Here is a 21,805-nt window from a genome sequence, read left to right as displayed (position 1 = left end):
GCTCCCATGTAGGAGAAGCGAGCCATCGTCCTCCGTCGTAGAGCGTCTGCAAGCCGCCGAATGCGTCCCGGGGCTCGGTCCGATTGTTCTGCCATTTGTAGGCTGCCTTTATGGGGTGGATCGCCTAGGCGGCCCCGCCGTACAGGTGCACACGTTGTGCTCGCCCTGGACGGTCGGGTTGGCCGCGTACCGCAGGTCGTTGGCGTAGAACCGCTGGAGGTACGCCGGCGACGCGTCGTTGCGCTCCGGGTCGTAGATGCCGGTGTGGTCGTAGCGGACCATCCCCTTCCGACATCGCCGCTGCTGGTCCGCACGTAGCGCAGCAGCCGGCCGGGCCCATCGATGTCGATGCCGGGCTGGCTGGTAAGGGTGAGCTCCGAGCCCAGTACGCGGTGGCGGTGGTAGTGGCCCGACGCGAACAGCCACCCGGTGCGACGATCGAGGCCGCGCGGACCGAGCTCACCGCGGTCGAGCAGGACTGGTTCATGGACACGGCGCAGCGGCTGGTCACCCGCCTGGCACCGGCCTACCTCGGTGATCTCCGCGAGGCCTGCGAGCTCGCCCGGCCGTTGCTCCCACCCACTCGTTTGCCCGCGCTCGAGCAGCTGATCACCGCCGTCACGCGCGCTGGGCGCCACTGTCCGGCTCAGCGCGTGAGATTCGGTGATACGGCCTGGCGTCCGCACTGGTCAGCGGCCTGTGAAGGGCGATCACCTGATCCCCTATCAACGATGGGGCAGCCGGTCCAGGTCGATCGGGGCCGGCTCGTCGTGGAGCGCGTCGAGCGCGGCCGCCGCGGCCTCGAGCCGCGCCCGCATCGTGGGGGTTGCGTCCAGTCGGCTGACGTCGACGTCGGCCAGGACCAAACGGAGGTGCGCGGCCAACTTGGTGACCCGCTCGAGGTCCAGGGCGTCGGTAGCGGCTCGACCTGACCGACCTTCTGCCCGGCCGCCCGCATCCGGCGGGCCGTCTCGATCGCCGCCCGCTCCAACGCGGTGCGGCCGCGCAGCCGCCGGCCCTGCGAGTCGACCACCCGCACACCGTCACGCGCGGCGCCCGGCCCGGCACCGGCGGCCATCGTCGTCGAACAGGTCGGGCCGCTTCCGGCTCATCCGCGCCGCCGGATCACCACATGGCGGCGGCGCGGGCCGAACCGGCGGTCAAGCAGCAGCCGCGGACCGGGGTCGTACGGGTCCGGGCGGCCGCAGACGAGCGCAGCAGCAGCTCAAGCCGACGACGCGCGTCCGGTACGAGGCGATCGTGGAGAAGCACATCCGGCCCAGATGACGGAACGTCGCCCTGGCCGAGGTTGCCCCGGCCGACGTCGCCGCATGGCCCGGCGAGCTCAGCGCGTCCGGGCTCGCCCCGGCGGCCGTGCACTACATCCACCGAGTGCTCGCGCTCGCGCTGAAGTACGCAGTGCTCGACGGCCGGCTGTCCCGCAACCCCGCCGCCGGTGTGCCGCTCCCGCGGGCGACGGCCCGACCGAAGGTGTTCCTGACGCACGCGCAGGTTCAGCAGCTGGCCGACGAGTGCGGCGAGTACGCGACCCCGATCTACGTTCTGGGGTACATCGGATTGCGCTGGGGCGAGGTCGCGGCATTGCGGGTGCGAGACGTCGACCTGATGCGGCGACGGCGGCACATCGAGCAGGCGATGGCCGAGGTGAAGGGCCGGGCCGAGCTCGGTACGCCGAAGGATCACGAACGCCGGTCGGTGCCAATCCCCGAGTTCCTACTGACCGACCTGGAGAAGGCGATCGCGGCCCGGGGGCACCGGCCCGACGATCTCCTGTTCCCCGCACCTGAGGGCGGGTTCCTGCGCAACGGCAACTTCCGCAAGCGGGTGTTCGACGCCGCGGCGAAGCGGGCCGGCATCGTCGGCGTCACCCCTCACGGGCTGCGGCACACGGCGGCGTCGCTGGCGGTGCAGGCGGGCGCGTCCGTCCTCGCGGTTTGCCGGATGCTCGGGCACAGCTCACCGAAGGTCACGTTGGAGGTCTACGCGAAGCTGTTTGACGACGACTTGGACACGCTGGCGAGCCGCCTCCACACCGCCACGATCACATCGGATGCGGACCAGGTGCGGACCAACCGACGGGTGATCATGCTCCCCGAGCGGGCCGCAAGCGGGCGGGATGCCGTATGACCTGCGTATCTACATGGAGCCGCCTTGGGGAGTCGAACCCCAGACCTACGCATTACGAGTGCGTCGCTCTAACCGACTGAGCTAAGGCGGCGGGTGGTGCGCGGCCCAGTGTAGCGACCGGCCTCCGGCACCCTGTCGCCCGGCCCGGTGAGCCGCTGACCGGCGGATACAGTGGCCTGGCCGGTACCGAGCGCTGGAGGCCGCCCCGTGGAGAAGATCGACCTGGCGTACGTCGGCGCGCTCTACCGCGAGTACGCGGGCGACCTCGCCGCGGTGGGGAAGCAGCAGCGGGAGTACGCGGAGTCGATGGGTGCGCGGATGACCCCGCAGCTCGACGACCTCGAGGCGGAGATCACCTACCTCCTGCTGCGAGCGACGCGGCCGGCGATCGTGATGGAGCTGGGGACGTTCCACGGCTGGTCGACGTCGTGGATCCTCAGCGCGCTCCGCGACAACGGGGTGGGGGAGCTGCACAGCTTCGACCGGATCGACAATGTCGTGCGCAACGTGCCGCCGGATCTGGCGGACGGGCGCTGGACGTTCGTACCGGGCGACATTCGGGAGACCCTGGACCGCGTGCCCGCCGACACCGGCTACCTCTTCGTCGACGCCGCGCACAGCAGCCGCTTCGCGCGCTGGTACCTCGAGCACCTGTTCCCGCGGGTGCCGTCCGGGATCCCGGTGAGCGTGCACGACGTCTTCCACTTCCGCACCACGCTGCCCCTGCACGAGGGGAAGGTCGTCGTCCGCTGGCTGGACGAGCGGGGCGTGGAGTTCTTCACCCCGTCACGCGCGAAGGCCCGGGGCGTCTACGGGACGCTCACCGGGCTGCGCGAGGAGCTGGGGTTGTCGCCGGTACGCGGGCCCGGCGACAACCCGATGATCTTCTTCCGGATGCCTCAGGCGTAGAAGGCGCGGATCTCCTCCGCCAGGTCCTGCGGCACCTCCATCGCCGCGAAGTGCCCGCCGCGCGGCCGCTCGGTCCACGACACGATGTTCGTGTTGTCCCGCTCGGCGAAGGGCCGCATCGACTTGAAGTCGTCGGCGAACACCGTGACGCCGATCGGCCCGTTGTTGACGACGGGCTCGGCGTTCCGCTCGGCGTGGTGGTAGCGCGCGGCCGTCGCCGAGGTGTTCGTGAGCCAGTAGAGCGTCACCTGCGTCAGGACTTGGTCCCGGCTCACCAGGCTCGTGCCGTTGCCGAAGTTCTCGAACAGTTCGTTGTAGGCGAGCTGGCCGACCGGCGAGTCCGACAGGGCCGCCGCGATCGTCTGCGGCCGGGAGGCGTTCATCAGCGCGTACCCGTTGACGGTCTGGAACCAGCCCGCGAACTCCAGCGCCGCGTAGTCGGCCGGCGTCATCTTCTCGAACTCCGCCGGGTCGCCGGACGGGAACGAGAAGAGCTGCAGCACGTGGGCGCCGAGGAACCCGGGCGGGTTCAGGATCGCGAGCTCCCGGGAGACCATCGCCCCGCCGTCGCTCCCGTGTGCTGCGTACGAGTCGTACCCGAGCCCGCGCATCAACGCGTCCCAGGTGCGAGCCACCCGCGCCATCGTCCACTCGCCCTCGGCGAGCGGGGTGCTGAACCCGAAGCCGGGGATCGAGGGGATCACGACGTGGAAGGCGTCCTCGGCACGGCCGCCGTGCGCCTCCGGGTCCGTGAGCGGGCCGATCACGTCGAGGAAGTCGGCGAAGGAGCCCGGGTAGGTGTGGGTCAGCACGATCGGGGTGGCGTCCTCGACGGCCGAGCGCACGTGCAGGAAGTGGACGGTCTGGCCGTCGATCTCGGTGAGGAAGTGCGGGAACTCGTTCATCCGCGCCTCCTGCGCCCGCCAGTCGAACGCGGTGCGCCAGTGCCCCACCATCTCGCGCAGGTAGCCGACCGGGGTGCCGTAGCTCCAGTCGTCGCCCGGAGCCGGCTCGGGGAAGCGGGTGATCTCGAGCCGGTGCTGCAGGTCGTCGAGGTCGGCCTGGGGGACCGCGATCTCGAAGGGGCGGAGGGAGAGCGTCTGGGTGCTGGTCATGGTGGCTACGCTATCGGCGGTACCGGCACGGTTCGTTCCTGTACTCGGAGGACTTGTGCGAGAAACTTCCGGGCGCCTGCTCACCCTGCTCGGGCTGCTCCAGACGCCCCGCACGTGGCCGGCGGCCGACCTGGCCGACCGGCTCGACGTGGGCGAGCGGACCGTCCGCAAGGACGTCGAGCGGCTCAGGGCGCTCGACTACCCGATCGACACGATCCGCGGGCCGAAGGGCGGCTATCGGCTCGGCGACCACGGCAAGCTCCCACCCCTGTTGCTCGACGACGAGGAGGCCGTGGCGATCGCGGTCGGGCTGCGGGCGGTCACCGCGGTGCGGGGAATCGAGGAGTCGAGCGCTCTGGCGCTCGCGAAGCTCGAACACGTGCTGCCGTCCCGGCTGCGCCGCAGGGTCAGGGCCCTGCACGAGAGCACCTCGACCGGCCCGGCGGACACCGCCACCAACGTGACCGTCACGCCCGTCGACCCGGCCCTGCTCACCGAACTCGCGGTGGCCGTTCGCGACAGCACCGGCATCCGCTTCGTCCACCGCGACGACGAGCACGTGGAGGCCGAGCCGTACCGGCTGGTGAGCTGGCAGCAGCGGTGGTACGTGGTGGCCCGCGAGCGGCGCACCCGGGAGTGGCGCAGCTACCGCGTGGACTGGATGCGGCTCAAGGTGCCGGGCGGCGCCCGCTTCACACCCGACCCGCTTCCCGGTGGGGACTACACCGCGTTCGTGCTGCGCGATGTCGCGTTCACCGGCTGGTCGGTGCACGCGCGGATCGAGGTGGACGCCCCCGCCGAGGAGGTGCTCGCCCGCATCAACCCGACGGTCGGGGTGGTGGAGACCATCGACGAGCACCGGAGCGTGCTCGTCACCGGCGGCGACAGCCTGGAGATCGTGGCGGTGTGGATCGGGATGCTCGGGCTCGACTTCCACGTCACCGAGCCGCCCGAGCTGGTCGACCACATCCGCAGGCTCGCGGTTCGCTATGCGGACGCCCTGCCGGCGCGCACCCGCAGCAGCTGAAACCAGCCGCGACGCCGGGCGGGCCGCGCTCCGGACGCCGACGGGGCGCGCCCGGCCGTGCGGGCGAGCCGGTAGGCGTCGGCCTCCGCCTGCAGGGCACGGCGGCGGTCGGCGGCGATGTCGGCGGCGGCGTGGAGCTGGTTCAGCATGCCTGGAACGATCGTCGGCCGCGGCGGCCGGGACATCCGTGCGGACCACGGACCGACCACGGATTCGGGTCCGTGCGTGCCGCACTCAGACCACGACGGCACCCATCGCGGCCAACTCCGACGCGCCCCGCTCGCGGTCGGCGCCACCGGCGAGGACGAGGCTGCGGGCCCACTGGTAACGGCAACCGGCCGCCTCCAGCGCATCGGCGGCGGCGAGGACGCCCGTGCGGTCGCCGGCCGCGAGGGCCGACGCGCGGTGCACGAGGGCGGCCGTGACGGCGTTCTCGGCCGTGGTGGCGCGGACGGCGGCGATGCGCCCCGCGGCGTCCGGCTGCCCGGCGAGCACCCCCGCCTCGGCCCACGCCGCGGCGTACCACGGCCGCCAGATGCCCTGGTACCAGCGCCGCAGCTCGTGAGGCGGGATCTCGAGGCACCGCACGGCGTCGTGGGCGCGACCCAGGTGGAGCAGCATGAGCGCCTCGAAGAACGCGCTGGAGTGCTGGTCGTGGTTCTGACGCGCCGTGGGTACGAGCGCGGTGACGATCCGCATCCACTCGTCATGGCCTGCGGTGTCACCGCGCATGCCGTGGACCATGGCCATCGCCCGCGCGGCCCGCCGCAGGGTGGGGACGCGCGGGCTCCCGGCCCGCTCCCAACCCTCGCGGAACCGATCGCCTGCGGCGAGGGCGCGCTCCCAGTCGCCTTCGAGGGAGGACACCACGATCAAGCGGGCCACCGCGACGTGCGCGTCCTCGCGGTGCAGTGGGAGGTCACGCAGCCGCTCCGCGAGCCTGCGCGCCTCCTCGAGGTCGCCCGCCGCGATCGCGGACTCGACGGCCATGACGTGGGCGTCGGACAGCTCGAAGCCGACGCACGGATCGAGCACCTGTGGCGTCAGCAGCTCGATGCGGTGCAGCGCGCTCGCGAGCGCTGCTCGGCTCTCCCCGCGAGAGAGCTGGATCGTGGTGAGCCGGTCGAGCGAGGAGCTCTCGGCCATCACATCGCCCGACCTGCGCGCGAGGGCCAGGGCGGCGTGGACGATCTCGGCAGTCGCCTCCTCGGTCTCCAGCACCGCGAACGCCTCGGCCGCCGCGATACGTGCCCGGGTGACCAGGTCCTCGCCCGCCACGCGCGAGGCCTCGTCCAGCAGCGCGCGCGGCGCGAGCTCATCGGTGCAGGCCGCGATGGTGCCGGCCGCCCGGTTCAACAGCTCGGCGGCTCGCGCGAGGTTCCGGGCCGCCGCCGCGGTGTCGCCCGCGCGGAGGCAGAGGTCGGCCGCAGCGCGGTGCAGCCGGATCGCGTCGTCCCCGGCGAGCCGGTTGGCCGCCACCCCCGCGGCGAGGTGCAGGGCCTCCGCCGCGCGCCGGTCGTCGGGCGCCAGCTCGGCCGCCTGTTCGAAGCGCCACTGCGCCTCGCTCGTGATGCCGCGGCGGTGGCACAGCGTGGCGAGCAGCATCTTGCCCTCGAACGCGTCCTTCGAGCCGGTGTCGACGGCCCAGCCCAGGCCGGCCCGCAGCTCGTCGGCGAGCCGGTCGAACCGGGACCGCCAGCCGGGCGTGTCGACCACCTCGTCGGCGAGCAGCTCGGTGCCGGCGTGCCACGCCCAGCTCAGGTGCCGGGAGCGGCACTCCGCGAGCTCGCCCTCGTCGTCCAGCAGCTCCACGCCGTACTGCCGCACGGTCTCCAACGCCCGGTAGCGCGTGCCGTCGGAGCCCGAGACGGGCACCAGCAGGCTGTGGTCGGCGAGCGCCGCGAGATGGGCGGCGACCTCACGCGGGGCCATCTCCGCCACCGCCGCCGCGCTCTCGGCCCGGAACGGCCCGGCGAACACCGCCACCCGGCGCAGCACCTCCCTGGCCTGCGGTTCGAGCAGCGCGTAGCTCCAGTCGAGCGTGGAGCGCAGGGACCGGTGCCTGCTGTCGACGCGGCGCGCTCCGGTGAGCAGCTGCAGCCGGTCGGCCAACCCGGCCTCCAGACCGTCGACGCCGAGCGCGGGCAGCCGGGCGGCCGCCAGCTCGATGGCGAGCGGCACGCCGTCGAGCCCGCGGCAGATCGTGGCGATGCGCGACCGCTCCGCCGGGCCCAGCGCGACGCCCGCCGCCGCGGCCCGCTCACCGAAGAGCGCCACCGCATCGCCGTCCGCGCCGTCACCGACGGACAACCCGTCCACCGGGAACACCCGCTCGAACGGCAGCAACAGCCGCGCGCGGCTGGTGGCGAGCACCGTGACGCCCGGGCTGCCGGCGAGCAGCCGCTCCACGAGATCGGCGACGCCGTCCAGGAGGTGCTCGCAGTTGTCCAGCAGCAGCAACGCGTGCCGGCGGGTGGCCCAGTCGAGCACGGTCTGCTGCCGCGTGCGGCCCTGCTGCTCACCGAGGCCGAGCGCGGCCGCGATCGTCGACGCGATCATGGAGGCGTCGGTGACCGGGACGAGGTCGACGTACCAGACCCCGTCGGCGAACCGGTGGCTGACGTCGGACGCGACGGCGAGCGCGAGCCGCGTCTTCCCCACCCCGCCCGGCCCGATCGCGCTGACCAGCCGCTGCCCGTCGAGCGCGGCGGCCAGCTCCGCGCGTTCCCTGGCCCGGCCGACGAACGAGGTGAGCGCCGGCGGGAGGCCGGCGGGCGGTGGCTGGGTGGCCACGCGCTCGCCTGCGATCAGGGTGAGCGCCCTGCGGTCGTCCGCGCCCAGCTTCCGCAGCAGCGAGGAGACGTGGCTCTCGACGGTGCGGACCGAGATGAACAGCCGGGCCGCGATCTCGGCGTTGCTCAGGTGCTCACCAACCGCGGCCAGCACCTCGGCCTCACGCGCCGAGATGACGGTGCCCACCGGATGCCCCACCCGGATGATTCTGCCGGACGGCGCCGACAGGGCCCGATGTTTTCAGCCGCGCTGCAGCGCAGTCATCATCGCCTCGACCGCGATCTCCGGCTTCACGTTCTGGTCGAGCGCGGTGCGGCAGGCCAGCACGGCCTCCAGCCGGCGCAGCACCGACTCGGCGGACCAGTCGGTGGCAGCCCGGCGGACATCGGCATCGCGGTCGGGATGGGTGAGCGGCACCTGGGCGCCGCTGCCCACCACCAGCGCGTCGCGGAGGAATCCGGCCAGGTCGACGAGTGCCCGGTCGAGCGCATCCCGCTGGGTACGCGTGTTGCGCGACTTCTGCTGGCGCTCCAGGTCCCGTTCGGCGGCCTTCGCCCCGCGCGCGGCCGCCGCGACCCCCTTGCCGGTGCCACCGGCACCCATCGCGACGGCGAGCTCCTCGCGCTCGGCCGCGTCGCGGCTCTCGCTGAGCTCGGTGGCCTCTGCCTTGGCGTCGCGGACCAGGTCGCCTGCGTAGGCGAAGGCGTCGCCGAGGTTGCGCACGCGCAGCGGTAGCCCCAGCACCAGCTCGCGGTGGGCCCGCGCCACCGGGTCGCGAGCGAGCCTGCGCGCCCGTCCGACGTGCCCGCCCGCCACCGACGCCGCCCAGCTCGCCGTCTCCGGGTCGATCCCGTCCCTGCGAACCAGCACGTCGGCGATGGCCGCTGCCGACGGCGTGCGCAAGGGGACCGGCCGGCACCGCGACCGGATGGTGACGGCGACGTCCTCCGGGTGGTCCGACGGCGCGCAGAGCAGGAAGATCGTCTGCTCCGGCGGCTCCTCGATCGACTTGAGCAGGGCGTTGGCGGCGTTCTCGGTGAGCCGGTCGGCGTCGGTGATGATCAGGACCTGGTAGCGCCCCGTGGCCGGCCTGCGGGCGGCGGACTGCACCAGCAGCCGCATCGACCGCACCGAGATCGACAGCCCCTCCGGCACCACCTCACGCACGTCGGAGTGTGTGCCCGCCAGGACGGTGTGGCAGGACGCGCACTCCCCGCACCCGTGCAGGGGGCACTGCAGGGCCGCGGCGAACGCGCGTGCAGCCACCGACCGGCCCGACCCCGGCGGGCCGGTGAAGAGCCACGCGTGGGTCATGGCCGCGGGGTCGGACGCCGCGGCCGAGAGCTCTGCGACGGCGGCCGGCTGCCCCACCACCTCGTCCCACACGCTCAACGAACGGCCTCGCTACGCTCGGCCGTCGCTTCGCACAGGCGCTGTGACATTGCTTCGCTCGCAAGCTCGCTCATCGGACCACCGCCGCGTCACCGTCGTGGGCGGGCGGCTTCGGCAGCACCGGCTGCAGGCCGGAGAAGACGCGCTCGGCCACCTCCTCGGGCGAGCCGTCGGGGTCGACCACCACGTAGCGGTGCGGCTCGGCCGCCGCCATCCGCGTGAGCAGCCGCTGCACGCGCACGTGCTCCTCACCCGCGACGCCGCCGACCTGCGGCGGCGCGTCCACCGGCGCCCTGTCGAGCAGCACCGAGACGTCCGGCCGCAGCCGGCCGGTGGCCCACGCGGCGAGGCTCTCCAGCTCGCTGGGGTCGAGCCCGGGCTGGCCGGCCGACGAGGCACGGTCGGCCGCCACCCCGAACTGCACCAGCGGGCTAACCAGGAACCTGTCGACCACCACCACCGCTCCCTTGGCCAACGCGGGCCGGATCACGCGTTCCACCTGGTCGGCCCGCACCGCCGCCGCGGCGAGGGCCTGCGCTCGCGGCCCGGAGAGCGCCGCCTCCCGGGTGGCCGCGGTCCACCGCTCCCGGTCCCGTTCCCCGCCGTCGGGCTCCACCACGAGGTGGCCGGCTGCCCGCAGCCGCCGGACCAGCCTGGCCGCCTGCTCGGTGGTCTCCTCGGCCGCGGCGCCTTCCACGGCGATCAGCACGCCCGTGCCGTGACGCGGCTCGCCGCGGCGCAGAGCGGCCAGCAGGTCGGGCAGGATCGGCTCGGTGCGCCGGTCGTCCATCTGCCGGTAGGCGAGCATCCCGACCACCGCGGCCACGATGCCGCCCGCCAGCATCACCACGCGGGTGCCGTCGACGAGGACCGGGTAGCCGAACACCTCGATCCAGCGGGCGTTCACGACGCCGACGATCAGCGGGACCAGCGCCATCGAGCCGAGCAGCGTGAGCCGCACGATCGACTGCACGAACGCGACGATCCGGCCGCGGACCTCGTCGGCGACCTGCGCGCCGATGATCGTGAGGCCGGTGAGGAAGGCGATCCCGGCGAACCCGCCGACCAGCATGACGGCGCCGATCGCCACGAACAGGTGCGGGGCGACCGACACCAGCACCAGCGCGATCCCGGCCGCGACGATCGCCGCGCCGAACAGCCGGTTGTGCGGGATGCGGCGGGCCATCCGCGGCGCCGCCCCCATCCCGAACGCCAGCCCGACGAACACCGACGCGAACAGCACGCCGTACGCGGCGTTGCCGCCACCGAGGCTGGCCGCGTAGAGGGTGGCAGAGCCCACCACGGTGCCGCCCGCCGCGAACGCGCCGACGATCCCGATGACCAGCCCGCGGACCAGCGGTGTGCGCACCACGAACGACGCGCCGTCGCGGAGCATGGCGATCAGGCCAGGGCCCGCGGCCCTGCGTTCCGTGGCGCGCCCCGAGATCTCCGGGATGCGGAACCAGACCGTGAGCGCGATGACGAGGTACGCGACCCCGCTCATGACGAGGGCGACGAACACGGTGGGCAGTGCCGACCCGCTGCCGCCGACGACCCCGCCCACGCGGGTGATCACCGCGAACAGGCTGGCCGCGGTGATCACCGCGACGCCGTAGGTCATCACGAGGTTGAGCTGGTTGGCCGTCTCCACCTGGTCGGGCCTGCGCAGCAGGTTGGGCACCGACGCGTCCTTGGCCGGGATCCAGAACAGCGCGCAGATCTCGATCAGGAACGTGGCGACGAACAGCCACCACAGCGACCCCACGAGCGGGATCGAGACGAAGAGCCCGAACCGGAGCAGGTCGCACACCACCATCACGCGGCGGCGGTCGAACTTGTCGGCCAGCGCCCCGGCGAGCGGCCCGAGGACGAGCGCCGGGAACAGCTTGGTGGCCACCACCCCGCCGAGCGCGAAGCTCTGCGCGGCGTAACCGCTGGTGAGCTGGGTGGCGAGTGCGGAGAGCGCGAGCAGGCTCATCCAGTCGCAGATGCCCGCGGCCGAGGTGACGAGCCACAACCTGCGGAACGCCGGGATGGCGAGCACGCTGCGGACGCGGAGCGAGGTGGGGGCGCTCAGCTGCGTGGCGATCGCTCCTCACCTCCTCCGGGGCGTGGGCCTGCCGTTGTCGGTCAGGGTATCCGGGGGTACCCACAACACCGGTGCGGGCCGCAGCGCCGCCACAGCGGGTTCTCAGTGCCCGTGCGGCCGCACTACCAGGGGTTCTCGAGGATCGCCGAGATCATCTGGATGATGATCAGCGCGAACACCAGCAGGAAGAACGCGTTGAACAGCCGCGAGCCGAACCGCCCGCGGGTCAGGCGGGAGAGCCCGAGGATACCGGGCTCCTCGACGATCCGCGGCCGCGGCGGCGGATCGGACGGCCCCGGGGTGCGGGGGCGGGGGACCGCCGGCCCTGGCCTGCTGTCCGCGGACGAGCCGTCGGCACGCGCGTCCCGCGCGGACGACGAACCATCCGAACAGGCAGTCACGCGGGCGGATGGTAGGTGCGGGTACCTCCTCGATCGAGGAAGCGCCGGCCGTGCCGCCGCAACGCTCACCCGTACGGGCGAAGCGTGCGGGATGCGGCGGGCCCCCTTTCGAGGGCGTCGCGCGCCTGTGATCCGCGCTGTCCGGCTGTGGTCCGCTCGGCGACCGCCGGCTAGTCCCCGTCCCCGCCGTCGTCATCGTCGTCGTCATCGTCGCCGGGTGCGTCGGGGGCCGGCGGCGCCTCACCGCTCGAGATGCTGATCTCGACGGTCTCGCCGGGCAGCGCCGACCCGCGCGGGCTCTGGCCGACGACCGTGCCCCGGTCGGCCGCGTTGTCGACCTCGCGCACCGACACCTGCCAGCCCGCCTCCTCGAGCTCCTCGCGCGCCTCGTTCTCCGAGTCGCCGATGACGTCGGGGATGCGGGACTCCTCGCCACCGACGAGGAACCTGTCCTCCACGACGGGGAAGGCCAGCGGCGGCAGCGGGTCGAGCAGCGGTTTCATCGCGCCGAACCACGTCTCGGCGGGCGTCTTGCCGCCGAAGATGTTGCCGCTGCGACACGGGAACGGCGAGCCCGCGCCGTCGCAGAGCGGGCGGGGCGAGCGGGAGTTGTCGAACGTGATCACCGCGCCGGCCATCTGCGGGACGAACCCGACGAACGCCGCCGACTTGTGCTGCTGGGTGGTGCCGGTCTTGCCGGCCATCGGCCGGTTCCAGCCCACCTGGCCGGCGGCGCCTGCCGCGGTGCCGCCGGGCAGGTCGTCCTTGCCGAGCGCGTTGAACATCGCGTTGGCCAGCCCCGGCTCGACGGCCTGCTCGCAGGGGGCCTCGGTGACCGGGACCGGGTTGCCGGCGACATCGGTGATCGACTCGATCGGGCTGGGCGGGCACCACTTGCCAGCGCTGGCGAGCGTGGCGCCGACGTTGGCCAGCTCCAGCACGCTCGTGGGGCTGACACCGAGGGTGAACGACGCCAGGTTCTGCGCCTTGGTGACCTCGGCGATCGAGCGGTCGGTCGGCCTGCCGGTCCTCGGGTCGACGAACGGGGTGGTGGCGAGCGAGCGCATCCCCAGCCGCACCGCCATGTCGACGACCGGCGGGACCCCGGTGAACTCCTCCAGCTTGATGAACGCGGTGTTGGGCGACTGCGCCAGCGCGTCGGTGAGCGACATGCGCTCGGGCATGTTCTCGTTGGAGTTGCGGACCGGGAGCGGCCGGCCCGCGCCGTCGACGTAGATCGGGGAGGCGTACCCGCTCGGCGGCACCGAGAGCTCGTAGTTGATGCCCATGCCCTTCTCGAGGGCCGCGGCGGCGGTGAAGATCTTGTAGGTGGAGCCCGCACCCAGGTTGACCGGCTCGTACGGCAGCCCGTAGCTCGTCTCCATCTCCTCGGCGTCGAGGCCGAACGTGCGGCTGGACGCCATGCCGAGCACGCGGTGCTTCTCGGTGCCGGGCTGCACCACCGACATCACGTTGGCGACGTTCGGCTGGCGCGGCGGGACCTCCGCGTCGAGCGAGGCCTTCATGTGGTTGAGCACGTTGCGGTCGAGCGTGCTCTTGATCGTGTAGCCGCCGCGGTTGAGCTGCTCGAGGGAGAACCCGGCCTCGGTGAGGTACTCCACCACGTACTTGCAGAAGAACCCGGCGTCGCCCGCGCCGATGCACCCGTTGGGCTGGGTGTTGAGCGGGTCGGCCAGATCGAGCGGCGCGGCGAGCGCCGCCTCCGCCTGCGCCTGGTCGATCATCTGCTGGTCACGCATCTGCTGGATGACGAGGTTGCGCCGCTCGAGCGCGGCCTGCGGGTTGGTGACCGGGTCGAACGCCGACGTGCTGTTGACCATCCCGGCGAGCAGCGCGGCCTGGGGAACCGTGAGCTGGTCGGGCGTGGTGTTGAAGTACGTGCGCGCCGCCGCCGCGATCCCGGCCGCCCCGTTGCCGAACGAGACGATGTTGAGGTACCGGGTGAGGATCTCGTCCTTGGAGAGCCGCTGCTCCATCTGGAGCGCGATCTGCGCTTCCTTGAGCTTGCGCGCGGGGGTCTGCTCGGTGGCCTTGAGCCGCTCCGTCTCGGTCTCGGCCGCCACGTAGAGCATGTAGTTCTTGACGTACTGCTGGGTGAGCGTGGACGCGCCCTGCACGACCGTGCCGGACGCGGAGTTGGCCGCGAGGGCACGCAGCGTGCCCTGCCAGTCGACGCCTTGGTGCTGGTAGAACCGCCGGTCCTCGATCGCGACGATCGCCGCCTTCATGGCGGGCGAGATCTGGTCGGCCGTGACGGAGTGGCGGTTCTGGCCCTGCTCGAAGAACCGCGCGATCGGCACGCCGGACGAGTCGGTGACCGTGGTGGTCTGCGGCAGCGGGCCGTCCACGAGGTCTGCCGACACCGTGTTGACGCTGTCTCCGGTGTCGCTCGCGACCAGCCCGAGGCCGGCGGCGACGGGGAAGGTCATCCCCGCGACGACCACACCGGCGAGGAGCCCGAGCCCGAGCAGCAGGCCGATCGGCCGGGCGAGATGGCGCGGGAAGCTCACGGAGCGCCAGGGTACGCGGGCCTCCGGACGGAGTAGGGGAGATCACCCGACCGCGATTGAGTAGTTTTGCTCGGTTTCCGGTGGAACCCGGCCTGGTGAGAATCCGTCTGTGCTGGTCATGACGTGCACGGGATCCGGGGAGGGTGACCATGGCGGGCCGGTGGAACTGGCGGGGGGCTGCGCGGTGCCGGACGACCGATGCGGAAGATCTCTTCGTCACGGGGGCGCGGCAGCGGGAGGCGAAGCTGTTCTGCCGTGCCTGCCCGGTGCGCACCGAGTGCCTCGCCCACGCCCTCGACCAGCGCATCGAGTTCGGGGTGTGGGGCGGCATGACCGAGCGCGAGCGGCGGGCGCTCCTGCGCGCCCGGCCCGACGTGCGCTCATGGGCCGACCTGCTGCACGACGCGCGGGCCGCCCACTACGAGTCGGCTGCGGAGGAGACGGCCGAGCAGCTGGCCCGCGCCGCCGAGCTCGAGGAGCAGCGCAGGAGGCTCGACGAGTCCGCCTGATCGGGCGAAGGGCGCCGCTCACGCCCGCAGCGCCTCCAGCATCCGGAGCAGCGCCGCGAGCACGGCATCCAGGTCGCCGGGGTCACCGGTCTCGGCGAGCCACAGGGCGGCCTCGTTCATCGCGCCGGACAGCAGCCGGACCAGTGGCTGCACCGGCTGCGCCGCGATCACACCGGCCTCGATCAGGGCCGTGAGGGCGTCCGCGAGGTGGCGCGCCGAACCGGCCTCGTCCATCGCGCGCCACTCGCTCCACCCCAGCACGGCCGGGCCGTCGATCAGCATGATCCGCCGGACGGCGGGGTCGGTGCTCGCCGTGAGGAAGGCGCGGCAGCCGGCGGTCAGCTGGGCCCACGCGTCCGTCCCGGTGTCCGCGGTGGTGGCCACGGTGTGCGCGACGTCCGCCTGCACCTGCGCGAGCACCGCCCGGAAGAGCTCGGACTTGCCGCCCTCGAAGTGGTGGTAGAGCGCGCCCTTGGTGACGCCGGCCTCACGCACGATCTCCGCGAGCCCCACGGCGGCGTACCCGCGCGTCGCGAACAGGTCCCTGCTCACGTCCAGCAGTACCGCGCGCGTCCGCTCGCGCTGCTGCGCCCTCGTCATCGACCCTCCGTTGACATACCGATGGTATGCGAACTACGTTATTCGCATACCGATGGTATGTCAACCGAGGAGGCACGATGCAGCTGACCAGCTTCTACCCCGTGATCGGCACGTCCCGGCTGCCGGAGGCGCACGACTTCTACACGCGCCACTTCGGGTTCGAGACCACGTTCGAGGCCGACTGGTACGTCAGCCTGCGCCGCGCAGGCCCGCCGTCCTACGAGCTCGCACTCCTCGACCACACCCACCCCACCGTCCCCGAGGGCTACCGCCGCCCGGTCCGGGGCCTGCTGCTCAACTTCGAGGTGGCGGACGTGGACACCGAGTGGGAGCGCCTCGTCGTGCAGGGCGGCCTGCGGCCGGAGCTCGAGCTGCGCAGCGAGCCGTTCGGGCAGCGCCACTTCATCGTCGCCGACCCGAGCGGGGTGCTGATCGACGTGATCACGCCCATCCCGCCCGACCCGGAGTTCGCCGCAGGCTTCGCCGGGTGAGTCGCCTCAGCGGGCCGAGCGCAGGGGCTGCGCGTGGGACTGGGTCGAGTCGGCGAGACGCTCGCCGACCTCCCGCAGGCCGTCCAGGTCGGCGATGTCACCCGCGATCGCCGGGACCCTGGCCACCGCAACGCCGGGGTGGGCGCCGGTGAACCGGGAGAGCAGGCGCTCCTCGCGGTCGGCGAGGTCCACGCGGTCGGCGTGCAGCCGCAGCACGGCCGCTGCGAGCGGGGTCGAGCGCAGTCCCTCCGCCGCGGCACGGGCCTTGGTGGCGGAGAGGTCGGCCAGCACCGGGTGGGTGCGGTTGAGCACGAGACCGGCGAGCGGCATGTCGTCCTCGGCGAGGCGGTCGACGAAGTAGGCGGCCTCGCGCAGCGCGTCCGGCTCGGGGGCGGCCACCACGAGGAACGCCGTGCCCGGCGAGCGCAGCAGGGCGTAGGTGGCCGAGGCCCGCTCCCGGAACCCGCCGAACATCGTGTCGAACGCCTGCACGAACGCGGACGCGTCGGCCAGCATCTGGCCGCCGAGGATCGTCGAGACGCCCTTCGCGAACAGCGAGAAGCCCGCGCCCACGAGCTTGCGCAGCCCTCGCCCGCTCGCCCGCGCGGGTGCCGAGAGCAGCCGGATCATGCGGCCGTCGAGGAAGGTGGACATGCGCTGCGGCGCGTCGAGGAAGTCCAGGGCGGAACGCGATGGCGGCGTGTCGACGACGATGAGGTCCCACTCGCCGGTGGCCGCGAGCTGCCCCAGCTTCTCCATCGCCATGTACTCCTGCGTGCCGGAGAACGAGGAGGAGATGGTCTGGTAGAAGGGGTTGGCGATGATCGCCTCGGCCCGCTCGGGCTCGGCGTGCGCGTGGACCATCTCGTCGAAGGTCCGGCGCATGTCCAGCATCATCGCGTGCAGCTCGCCCCGCGCGCCCGTCACGAGGCCCGGCTCGTTGCCGAGTGCCTGCATGCCCAGTGCCTGCGCCAGGCGGCGCGCCGGGTCGATGGTGAGCACGACGGTGCGCCTGCCGCGCTCGGCGGCGCGGATCGCGAGCGCGGCCGACGTCGTGGTCTTGCCGACACCGCCGGAGCCGCAGCACACGACGATGCGGGTGTCGGGGTCGTCCAGCATGGTGTCGATGTCGAGCTCCGGTACCGGGCGGGGGCTCACGAGTCCTCCTCGCTGACGCTCGTCGGCCGCGTTCGCCGGACTGCTGCGTCGATTGGTTCGCTCGCAAGCTCGCTCACGCGCCCACCTCGCTCAGCGCCTGCTCGCCGACGCCCTGGTTCCTCAGCGACTCGGCCAGCTCGTAGAGCGAGCCGAGGTCGACGCCCTCCACGAGCTGGGGCAGCTCCAGCCGCGGCAGCGCGGCGGCCTCCTCCAGCCGGGCCAGCGCCGCGGCCTCGCCGTGCACCCGCACGGCGTGCTCCACCGTCTCGGCCACGAGCCCGTCGATCACGTCGGCGGGCAGGTCGAGGCCCGCGGCCGCGAGACCGGAACGGATGCGGCCGGAATCGACCCGGCCGCCCGCCGCCGCGGCCACCGACCGGTCGGGAAGCCACTGCTGGCGCACCCTGTTGACGATCACCGCGCCCACCGGGAACCCGGCGGCGATGAGCTCGTCGACGGTCTCGAGGGTCTCGGTGACCGGCAGGTCCTCCAGCAGCGTGACCAGGTGCACCGCGGTGAGCGGGGAGTGCAGCACCTCCACCACACCCGCGGCCTGGCTGTGGATCGGGCCGGTGCGCGCCAGGTCGGCCATCGCCTTTGTGACGTCGAGGAACCGCACCACCCGGCCGGTGGGGGGCGCGTCGAGCACCACGGCGTCGTACACCGGGCGCCCGTCGGCGTCGCGCCGGTTGACGCATTCCTTGACCTTGCCGGTGAGCAGCACGTCACGCAGCCCCGGGGCGAGGGTGGTGGCGAACTCGACCGCGCCCATCCTGCGCAGCGTGCGCCCCGCCATGCCGAGCCGGTAGAACAGCTCGAAGTACTCCAGCAGCGCCGCCTCCGCGTCCACCGCGAGCGCCCTGACCTCGCCCCCACCCGGGGCGATGGCGATCCGGCGTTCCTCGTACGGGAGCGGGGCCGTGTCGAACAGCTGGGCGACGCCCTGCCGGCCCTCCACCTCGACGAGCAGGGTGCGCCTGCCCTCGGAGGCCAGTGCCAGCGCCAGCGCGGCGGCCACGGTGGTCTTGCCCGTGCCGCCCTTGCCGGAGACGACGTGCAAGCGGGCCGCCGACAGCGCCGCTGGCCAAGATGAACTCACCGTTCCAGGTTACGGAGGCCCGGCGCGGGCGGCCGTCCGAGCGGATGAGGCGCTGGCTACAGTGACCTGTCATGACCTCCCCCGGTTCGTCGGACGTCAGGTGGGAATACCTCACCGCTCCCGTGCTCATCCACAGCACGCAGGCAATCCTCAACAACTTCGGGCGGGACGGCTGGGAGCTCGTCACCGTCACCACCGGCGCCAACCCCGAACAGCTCGTGGCGTGGTTCAAGCGCCCGGTACGGGGTTGACGCGGTGGCCACCCCGAGCGAGCGACTCGACCAGCTGGGCATCACGCTGCCTGCCGTGCCCGCACCCGCGGGCTCCTACATCTCCGCCCGCCGATCCGGCTCGCTGGTGTTCACCGCCGGCCAGGTGCCGCTCGTCGACGGGAAGCCGGCCGCGCTGGGCAAGGTCGGAGCCGAGATCAGCATCGAGGAGGCCTCCGCGCTGGCGCGCATCTGCGCGCTGAACGCGCTCGCCGCCGTCGACGCGCTCGTGGGCATCGACGCGGTCGCGGGCGTCGTGAAGGTCGTCGGGTTCGTCGCGTCGGCGCCCGGGTTCACCGACCAGCCGAAGGTGATCAACGGCGCGTCCGACCTGCTCGGCGAGATCTTCGGCGACGCAGGCAGGCACGCGCGGTCCGCCGTCGGCGTGGCCGAGCTCCCGCTCGGCGTCCCGGTCGAGGTCGAGGTGGTCGTGGAGCTGGCCGGATCGTGAGTGCGCGAGCAGGGCGGCGCCTCATGAGGCCCGCGAGCCCGCCGGAGCGGAGCGGAGGCGAATGAGCACCGCCCATGCCGCGTCCCACGAGCTGCTCCTGCGGCTCGCAGGCCGCCTTCCCGACGAGCTGCTGTGGCGGATGCGGGACTGGCTCTCCGACGACGGGCAGGAGGTGCTCGGCTCCACCCTGCCCCGCGAGCTGCTGCGCCACCGGGTCGGCATCACCGACACCGAGCGCGAGCTGCTCGAGACGGCCGTCGGTTCCGCGCACCCGCTGCTCGACGCGGTGCTGCCCGCCGCAGAGCCGCCGCCGACCCGCGCCACGTTCCAGCCGGGCGGCGGCGCGGTCGACACCCCCGCGCTCGCCGTGCTCGCGGTCGTCCGCGGCCACGCCGGATGTGTCGAGCTCCGCCAGTCGTGGCGCGAGTCGCAACGGATCGTGCTGGTGCTCGGCGCCGAACGGCCGTGGGAACTCGCCGGGACGCTCCAGCGGGTGATGCGCGCCCACGGCGACCGCACACCGTGCGTGGAGGTGCTCCCACCGCACGGGGAGCGCTCCTCGTACCACCAGGCAGCCATCATCGGATCCAGGCCGCTGTGGCGATCCGCCACCGCGCTGGTCGGCGCGTGAGGGGAGCGACCGACTCTAGGGGAGGAGGCCAGGTGGAGGACCCGACGTCGGGCACGACGCACGACCTGCTGCTGGCACTGGCCGGGCGGGTCGACGACGACCTGTTGCGCTGGGCACGCGAGCTGGTCGCACTCGGCGAGGACGCCCGTGCCGTCGAGATGCTCACCGCGAGCCTGGTCGCCGCGAGAGCGGTCCTGCCATCGCCGGTCCGTTCCGCCCTCGTGGCCGCGGCCCGCACCGCCCGCACCGATCTCGGACCCGCCGCCGCGCTGCCGCCGCCCCTGCCCGAGAACGGCACCGAGCACCGGTTCGCCGCACCCGTCGGCGACGACCCGGTGGCCGGGGCGGTGCTGGAGTTCCCGGCTCGCCCGCTCACCGGCTGCCGCGTGCTGCTCGCCCGTCGTCTCACCCCAGCAGGCGCTGCCCCGGGACCGCTCCCGCATCCGGTCGTCCTGGTCAGGGTGCACGACCACACCCGCCGTGCCGACGTGCTCGCCTACCAGCTCGGGGCGGCCCTCGAGCGGGCAGGCGCCCCGGCGTCGGTCGAGGTGCTGCCGGCCGACGGCCCGGTGCCGGCCTACCACGCCGCGGCGCTCGACGCCGCCGTCGAGCTGCGCGACGACGTGGCCGACGAACGCCCGTGGCGGCCCGCACCCGAGCCCGCGCCCGCGCCGCGCCCGCAGCCGGCACCCCCAGTGCAGCGCCACGCGCTCGCCCCACCCCTCGGCCCGCCGCCCCGGCGACGGGCCCCCGATCCCCACCCCCTCGCCCCCGAGCCGCCCACGCCTGCGCCGCGGTACGCGAACGAGGTGGACCGTCCGCGTGATCCCGAGCCCCAGGTCGACGGCCGCGCTGCGGAGGACAGCGCCGCCGCCACCGCGCGGCTGCGACCTGCCGGCGAGCGGCCGCAAGGGCCCGAGCCCACCACCCGGCTGACGGCCGAGCCCTCACATCGTCTCGGCGACTCCCCCGACGACCAGCACGACGAGTACGAGGACGACGCGCCGGACGACGAGGACGACGTCGAGGACCGCTACGACGACGGCGGCCGTTACGACGGCGACCGCTACGACGGCGACCACGACGGGGACGGCGACGACGCCGAACAGCCGGACGACGAGCAGGCGACGGCCCACGCGGAGGAGGCGTTCCCGGAACCGCCGTCGCCGCACCCGCTCGCGGCCCCCCGGCCGCTGCCGGTGCGCGACGAGCCGCGTCCCGTGCGGCCCACCCCGCTGCCGTCGGCCCCGCCGCCACCCCCACCCACGCCGATGCCGTCGCGCGACGGCCGGCCCCGGCCCACCGTCACACCGATCTCGCGGCCGGCGGCGAACCCGATCCCGCTGGTCAGGCGCGGCGGCCCCAACCCGATCCCGCGGCCGCTCCCGGTCACCGACCCACGCCCGTCGCTGCGGCGCGCCGACGACGACCGGGACGAGCTCCAGCCGCCCGTCGACGAGCGCCCCGAGCCGCCACAGGAGCCGCCACCCGCGCGGCGCGACACGCCTGCCTTCGAGTCGCTGAGCGATCCGCTGAACGGGCCGTTGCACCAGCCCCTGCTCGCGCCGCTGCTCGACCCCACCAGGCCGGAGGACGACCCCCTCGGCTCCGCCGACAAGCCGTCCGGCGACGGGCGCCCCGACGACAGGCGCCCCGACGACAGGCGCGCTGACGACAGGCGCGCCGAACCCGCCGCCCCGCAGAGCGACGACGACTGGTCGCAGGACTGGCTCTCGGGCACTTGGGCGATGGCCCCGTCGGCCCTAGACGAGCCCGCCGACACCCGGCGGGAGCCGGAGCCCGAGCGAGGGCCCGTCGAGGACGTCGAACCCGGCCGTCCGGCGCCACGCCCGGTGCCCCGCTCCCCGGCCCGGCACCGCTTCCCGGACGACCCGCCCGCGAACGGCTCCTCCGCCGATCGCGACCGGACGGAGGAGGCCGGCGACGAGCCGTCCGGGCAGGATCGTGAGGAACGCGAGGAGATCGGGCTGCGCCCCGATTCGATCGCCCGGCTGAGCGACGCCGACCGTCAGCTGCTGGCCCGCCTGCAGGCCGAGCTCCTCGAGGGACGCCGGCAGCGGATCGGCCGCCGCATCACCAACGGAGTGCCCACGAACGGCAGCCACCGCGGCACCCCGCCCGACTACACCAACTGAGACGCGCTCGGCTCGCGCACACCCACGCGGCGACTC

The 21,805-nt window shown here is 73.5% G+C and carries 21 protein-coding genes and 1 tRNA gene; 9 read left to right on the top strand and 13 right to left on the bottom strand.

The window, feature by feature from the left end:
* Positions 1–108: 108 nt before the first annotated feature.
* Together FHX44_RS42200 and FHX44_RS18175 are read right to left on the bottom strand one after the other, a co-directional pair.
* Positions 109–282 carry a hypothetical protein gene (locus FHX44_RS42200; RefSeq protein ID WP_170308952.1) on the bottom strand — a complete coding sequence of 58 codons (174 nt, stop codon included), beginning with the start codon at positions 280–282 and terminating at the stop codon, positions 109–111.
* Positions 283–725: 443 nt separating this feature from the next.
* On the bottom strand, positions 726–884 hold the full coding sequence (locus FHX44_RS18175; RefSeq protein ID WP_212612534.1) for a hypothetical protein: 159 nt from the start codon (positions 882–884) through the stop codon (positions 726–728).
* Positions 885–1,374: 490 nt separating this feature from the next.
* Here FHX44_RS18175 and FHX44_RS18170 point away from each other — a divergent pair, with 490 nt between their 5' ends.
* Complete coding sequence (locus tag FHX44_RS18170) at positions 1,375–2,148, top strand: tyrosine-type recombinase/integrase (RefSeq protein WP_170308951.1); 774 nt, start codon at positions 1,375–1,377, stop codon at positions 2,146–2,148.
* A 14-nt stretch (positions 2,149–2,162) separates the two neighbouring features.
* Here FHX44_RS18170 and FHX44_RS18165 read toward each other — a convergent pair.
* Positions 2,163–2,239: transfer RNA gene (locus FHX44_RS18165), tRNA-Thr, on the bottom strand.
* A gap of 116 nt (positions 2,240–2,355) precedes the next feature.
* On the opposite strand from FHX44_RS18165, the gene FHX44_RS18160 reads away from it, so the two are divergent.
* Positions 2,356–3,057, top strand: a complete 702-nt coding sequence (locus FHX44_RS18160) for a class I SAM-dependent methyltransferase (protein WP_147256878.1) — start codon at positions 2,356–2,358, stop codon at positions 3,055–3,057.
* On the opposite strand, the gene FHX44_RS18155 is transcribed toward FHX44_RS18160, so the two are convergent.
* Positions 3,048–4,172 carry an epoxide hydrolase family protein gene (locus tag FHX44_RS18155; protein WP_147256877.1) on the bottom strand — a complete coding sequence of 375 codons (1,125 nt, stop codon included), beginning with the start codon at positions 4,170–4,172 and terminating at the stop codon, positions 3,048–3,050. The genes FHX44_RS18160 and FHX44_RS18155 overlap by 10 nt on opposite strands.
* A 55-nt stretch (positions 4,173–4,227) precedes the next feature.
* Between FHX44_RS18155 and FHX44_RS18150 the strand changes: the two genes are divergently transcribed.
* Complete coding sequence (locus FHX44_RS18150; protein ID WP_147256876.1) at positions 4,228–5,199, top strand: helix-turn-helix transcriptional regulator; 972 nt, start codon at positions 4,228–4,230, stop codon at positions 5,197–5,199.
* On the opposite strand, the gene FHX44_RS18145 is transcribed toward FHX44_RS18150, so the two are convergent.
* From FHX44_RS18145 to FHX44_RS18120, 6 genes are all read right to left on the bottom strand, one after another.
* A complete protein-coding gene (locus tag FHX44_RS18145) occupies positions 5,160–5,348 on the bottom strand; it encodes a hypothetical protein (protein ID WP_147256875.1) in 189 nt (62 codons plus the stop codon). The two genes, FHX44_RS18150 and FHX44_RS18145, sit on opposite strands and share 40 nt — an antisense overlap.
* An 85-nt stretch (positions 5,349–5,433) precedes the next feature.
* Positions 5,434–8,190, bottom strand: coding sequence for an ATP-binding protein (locus tag FHX44_RS18140; protein ID WP_212612533.1), 2,757 nt, complete (start codon positions 8,188–8,190; stop codon positions 5,434–5,436).
* Between the two features lie 42 nt (positions 8,191–8,232).
* A complete protein-coding gene (locus FHX44_RS18135) occupies positions 8,233–9,384 on the bottom strand; it encodes a DNA polymerase III subunit delta' (protein WP_147256874.1) in 1,152 nt (383 codons plus the stop codon).
* A gap of 70 nt (positions 9,385–9,454) precedes the next feature.
* A complete protein-coding gene (locus FHX44_RS18130) occupies positions 9,455–11,428 on the bottom strand; it encodes a bifunctional MFS transporter/dTMP kinase (protein WP_170308950.1) in 1,974 nt (657 codons plus the stop codon).
* 167 nt (positions 11,429–11,595) lie between these two features.
* The gene (locus FHX44_RS18125; RefSeq protein WP_147256872.1) at positions 11,596–11,874 is read right to left on the bottom strand and encodes a hypothetical protein; all 279 of its coding nucleotides are present in this window, start codon (positions 11,872–11,874) and stop codon (positions 11,596–11,598) included.
* A 170-nt stretch (positions 11,875–12,044) separates the two neighbouring features.
* Positions 12,045–14,405 carry a transglycosylase domain-containing protein gene (locus FHX44_RS18120; RefSeq protein WP_246170461.1) on the bottom strand — a complete coding sequence of 787 codons (2,361 nt, stop codon included), beginning with the start codon at positions 14,403–14,405 and terminating at the stop codon, positions 12,045–12,047.
* A 149-nt stretch (positions 14,406–14,554) separates the two neighbouring features.
* Between FHX44_RS18120 and FHX44_RS18115 the strand changes: the two genes are divergently transcribed.
* Positions 14,555–14,914 (top strand): WhiB family transcriptional regulator, encoded by a 360-nt coding sequence (locus FHX44_RS18115; RefSeq protein WP_147256871.1) that lies wholly within the window; start codon positions 14,555–14,557, stop codon positions 14,912–14,914.
* 18 nt (positions 14,915–14,932) lie between these two features.
* Here the strand turns inward: FHX44_RS18115 and FHX44_RS18110 are convergent, their stop codons facing one another.
* Positions 14,933–15,514, bottom strand: coding sequence for a TetR/AcrR family transcriptional regulator (locus FHX44_RS18110; protein ID WP_147256870.1), 582 nt, complete (start codon positions 15,512–15,514; stop codon positions 14,933–14,935).
* A 77-nt stretch (positions 15,515–15,591) separates the two neighbouring features.
* On the opposite strand from FHX44_RS18110, the gene FHX44_RS18105 reads away from it, so the two are divergent.
* The gene (locus FHX44_RS18105; RefSeq protein WP_147256869.1) at positions 15,592–16,005 is read left to right on the top strand and encodes a VOC family protein; all 414 of its coding nucleotides are present in this window, start codon (positions 15,592–15,594) and stop codon (positions 16,003–16,005) included.
* A gap of 6 nt (positions 16,006–16,011) precedes the next feature.
* Here FHX44_RS18105 and bagB read toward each other — a convergent pair whose 3' ends face one another.
* The gene (gene bagB / locus FHX44_RS18100; protein ID WP_484291874.1) at positions 16,012–17,163 is read right to left on the bottom strand and encodes an ArsA family ATPase; all 1,152 of its coding nucleotides are present in this window, start codon (positions 17,161–17,163) and stop codon (positions 16,012–16,014) included.
* 73 nt (positions 17,164–17,236) lie between these two features.
* Positions 17,237–18,262: an ATPase BagA gene (bagA, locus tag FHX44_RS18095; protein ID WP_147256868.1), complete on the bottom strand. Its 1,026-nt coding sequence runs from the start codon at positions 18,260–18,262 to the stop codon at positions 17,237–17,239.
* A gap of 71 nt (positions 18,263–18,333) precedes the next feature.
* Here bagA and sp36 point away from each other — a divergent pair, with 71 nt between their 5' ends.
* The 4 genes from sp36 (at position 18,334) to FHX44_RS42195 (ending at position 21,769) form a co-directional block, all read left to right on the top strand.
* Complete coding sequence (gene sp36, locus FHX44_RS18090) at positions 18,334–18,513, top strand: Sp36 family protein (RefSeq protein ID WP_147256867.1); 180 nt, start codon at positions 18,334–18,336, stop codon at positions 18,511–18,513.
* A gap of 4 nt (positions 18,514–18,517) precedes the next feature.
* Positions 18,518–18,982, top strand: coding sequence for a RidA family protein (locus FHX44_RS18085; protein ID WP_147256866.1), 465 nt, complete (start codon positions 18,518–18,520; stop codon positions 18,980–18,982).
* A gap of 61 nt (positions 18,983–19,043) precedes the next feature.
* Positions 19,044–19,613 (top strand): hypothetical protein, encoded by a 570-nt coding sequence (locus FHX44_RS18080; protein ID WP_147256865.1) that lies wholly within the window; start codon positions 19,044–19,046, stop codon positions 19,611–19,613.
* Between the two features lie 32 nt (positions 19,614–19,645).
* The gene (locus FHX44_RS42195) at positions 19,646–21,769 is read left to right on the top strand and encodes a hypothetical protein (RefSeq protein ID WP_170308949.1); all 2,124 of its coding nucleotides are present in this window, start codon (positions 19,646–19,648) and stop codon (positions 21,767–21,769) included.
* Positions 21,770–21,805 lie beyond the last annotated feature (36 nt).

The organism is Pseudonocardia hierapolitana, from assembly GCF_007994075.1.
Lineage (GTDB): Bacteria > Actinomycetota > Actinomycetes > Mycobacteriales > Pseudonocardiaceae > Pseudonocardia > Pseudonocardia hierapolitana.
This window is presented reverse-complemented; position numbering and strand designations above follow the sequence as displayed.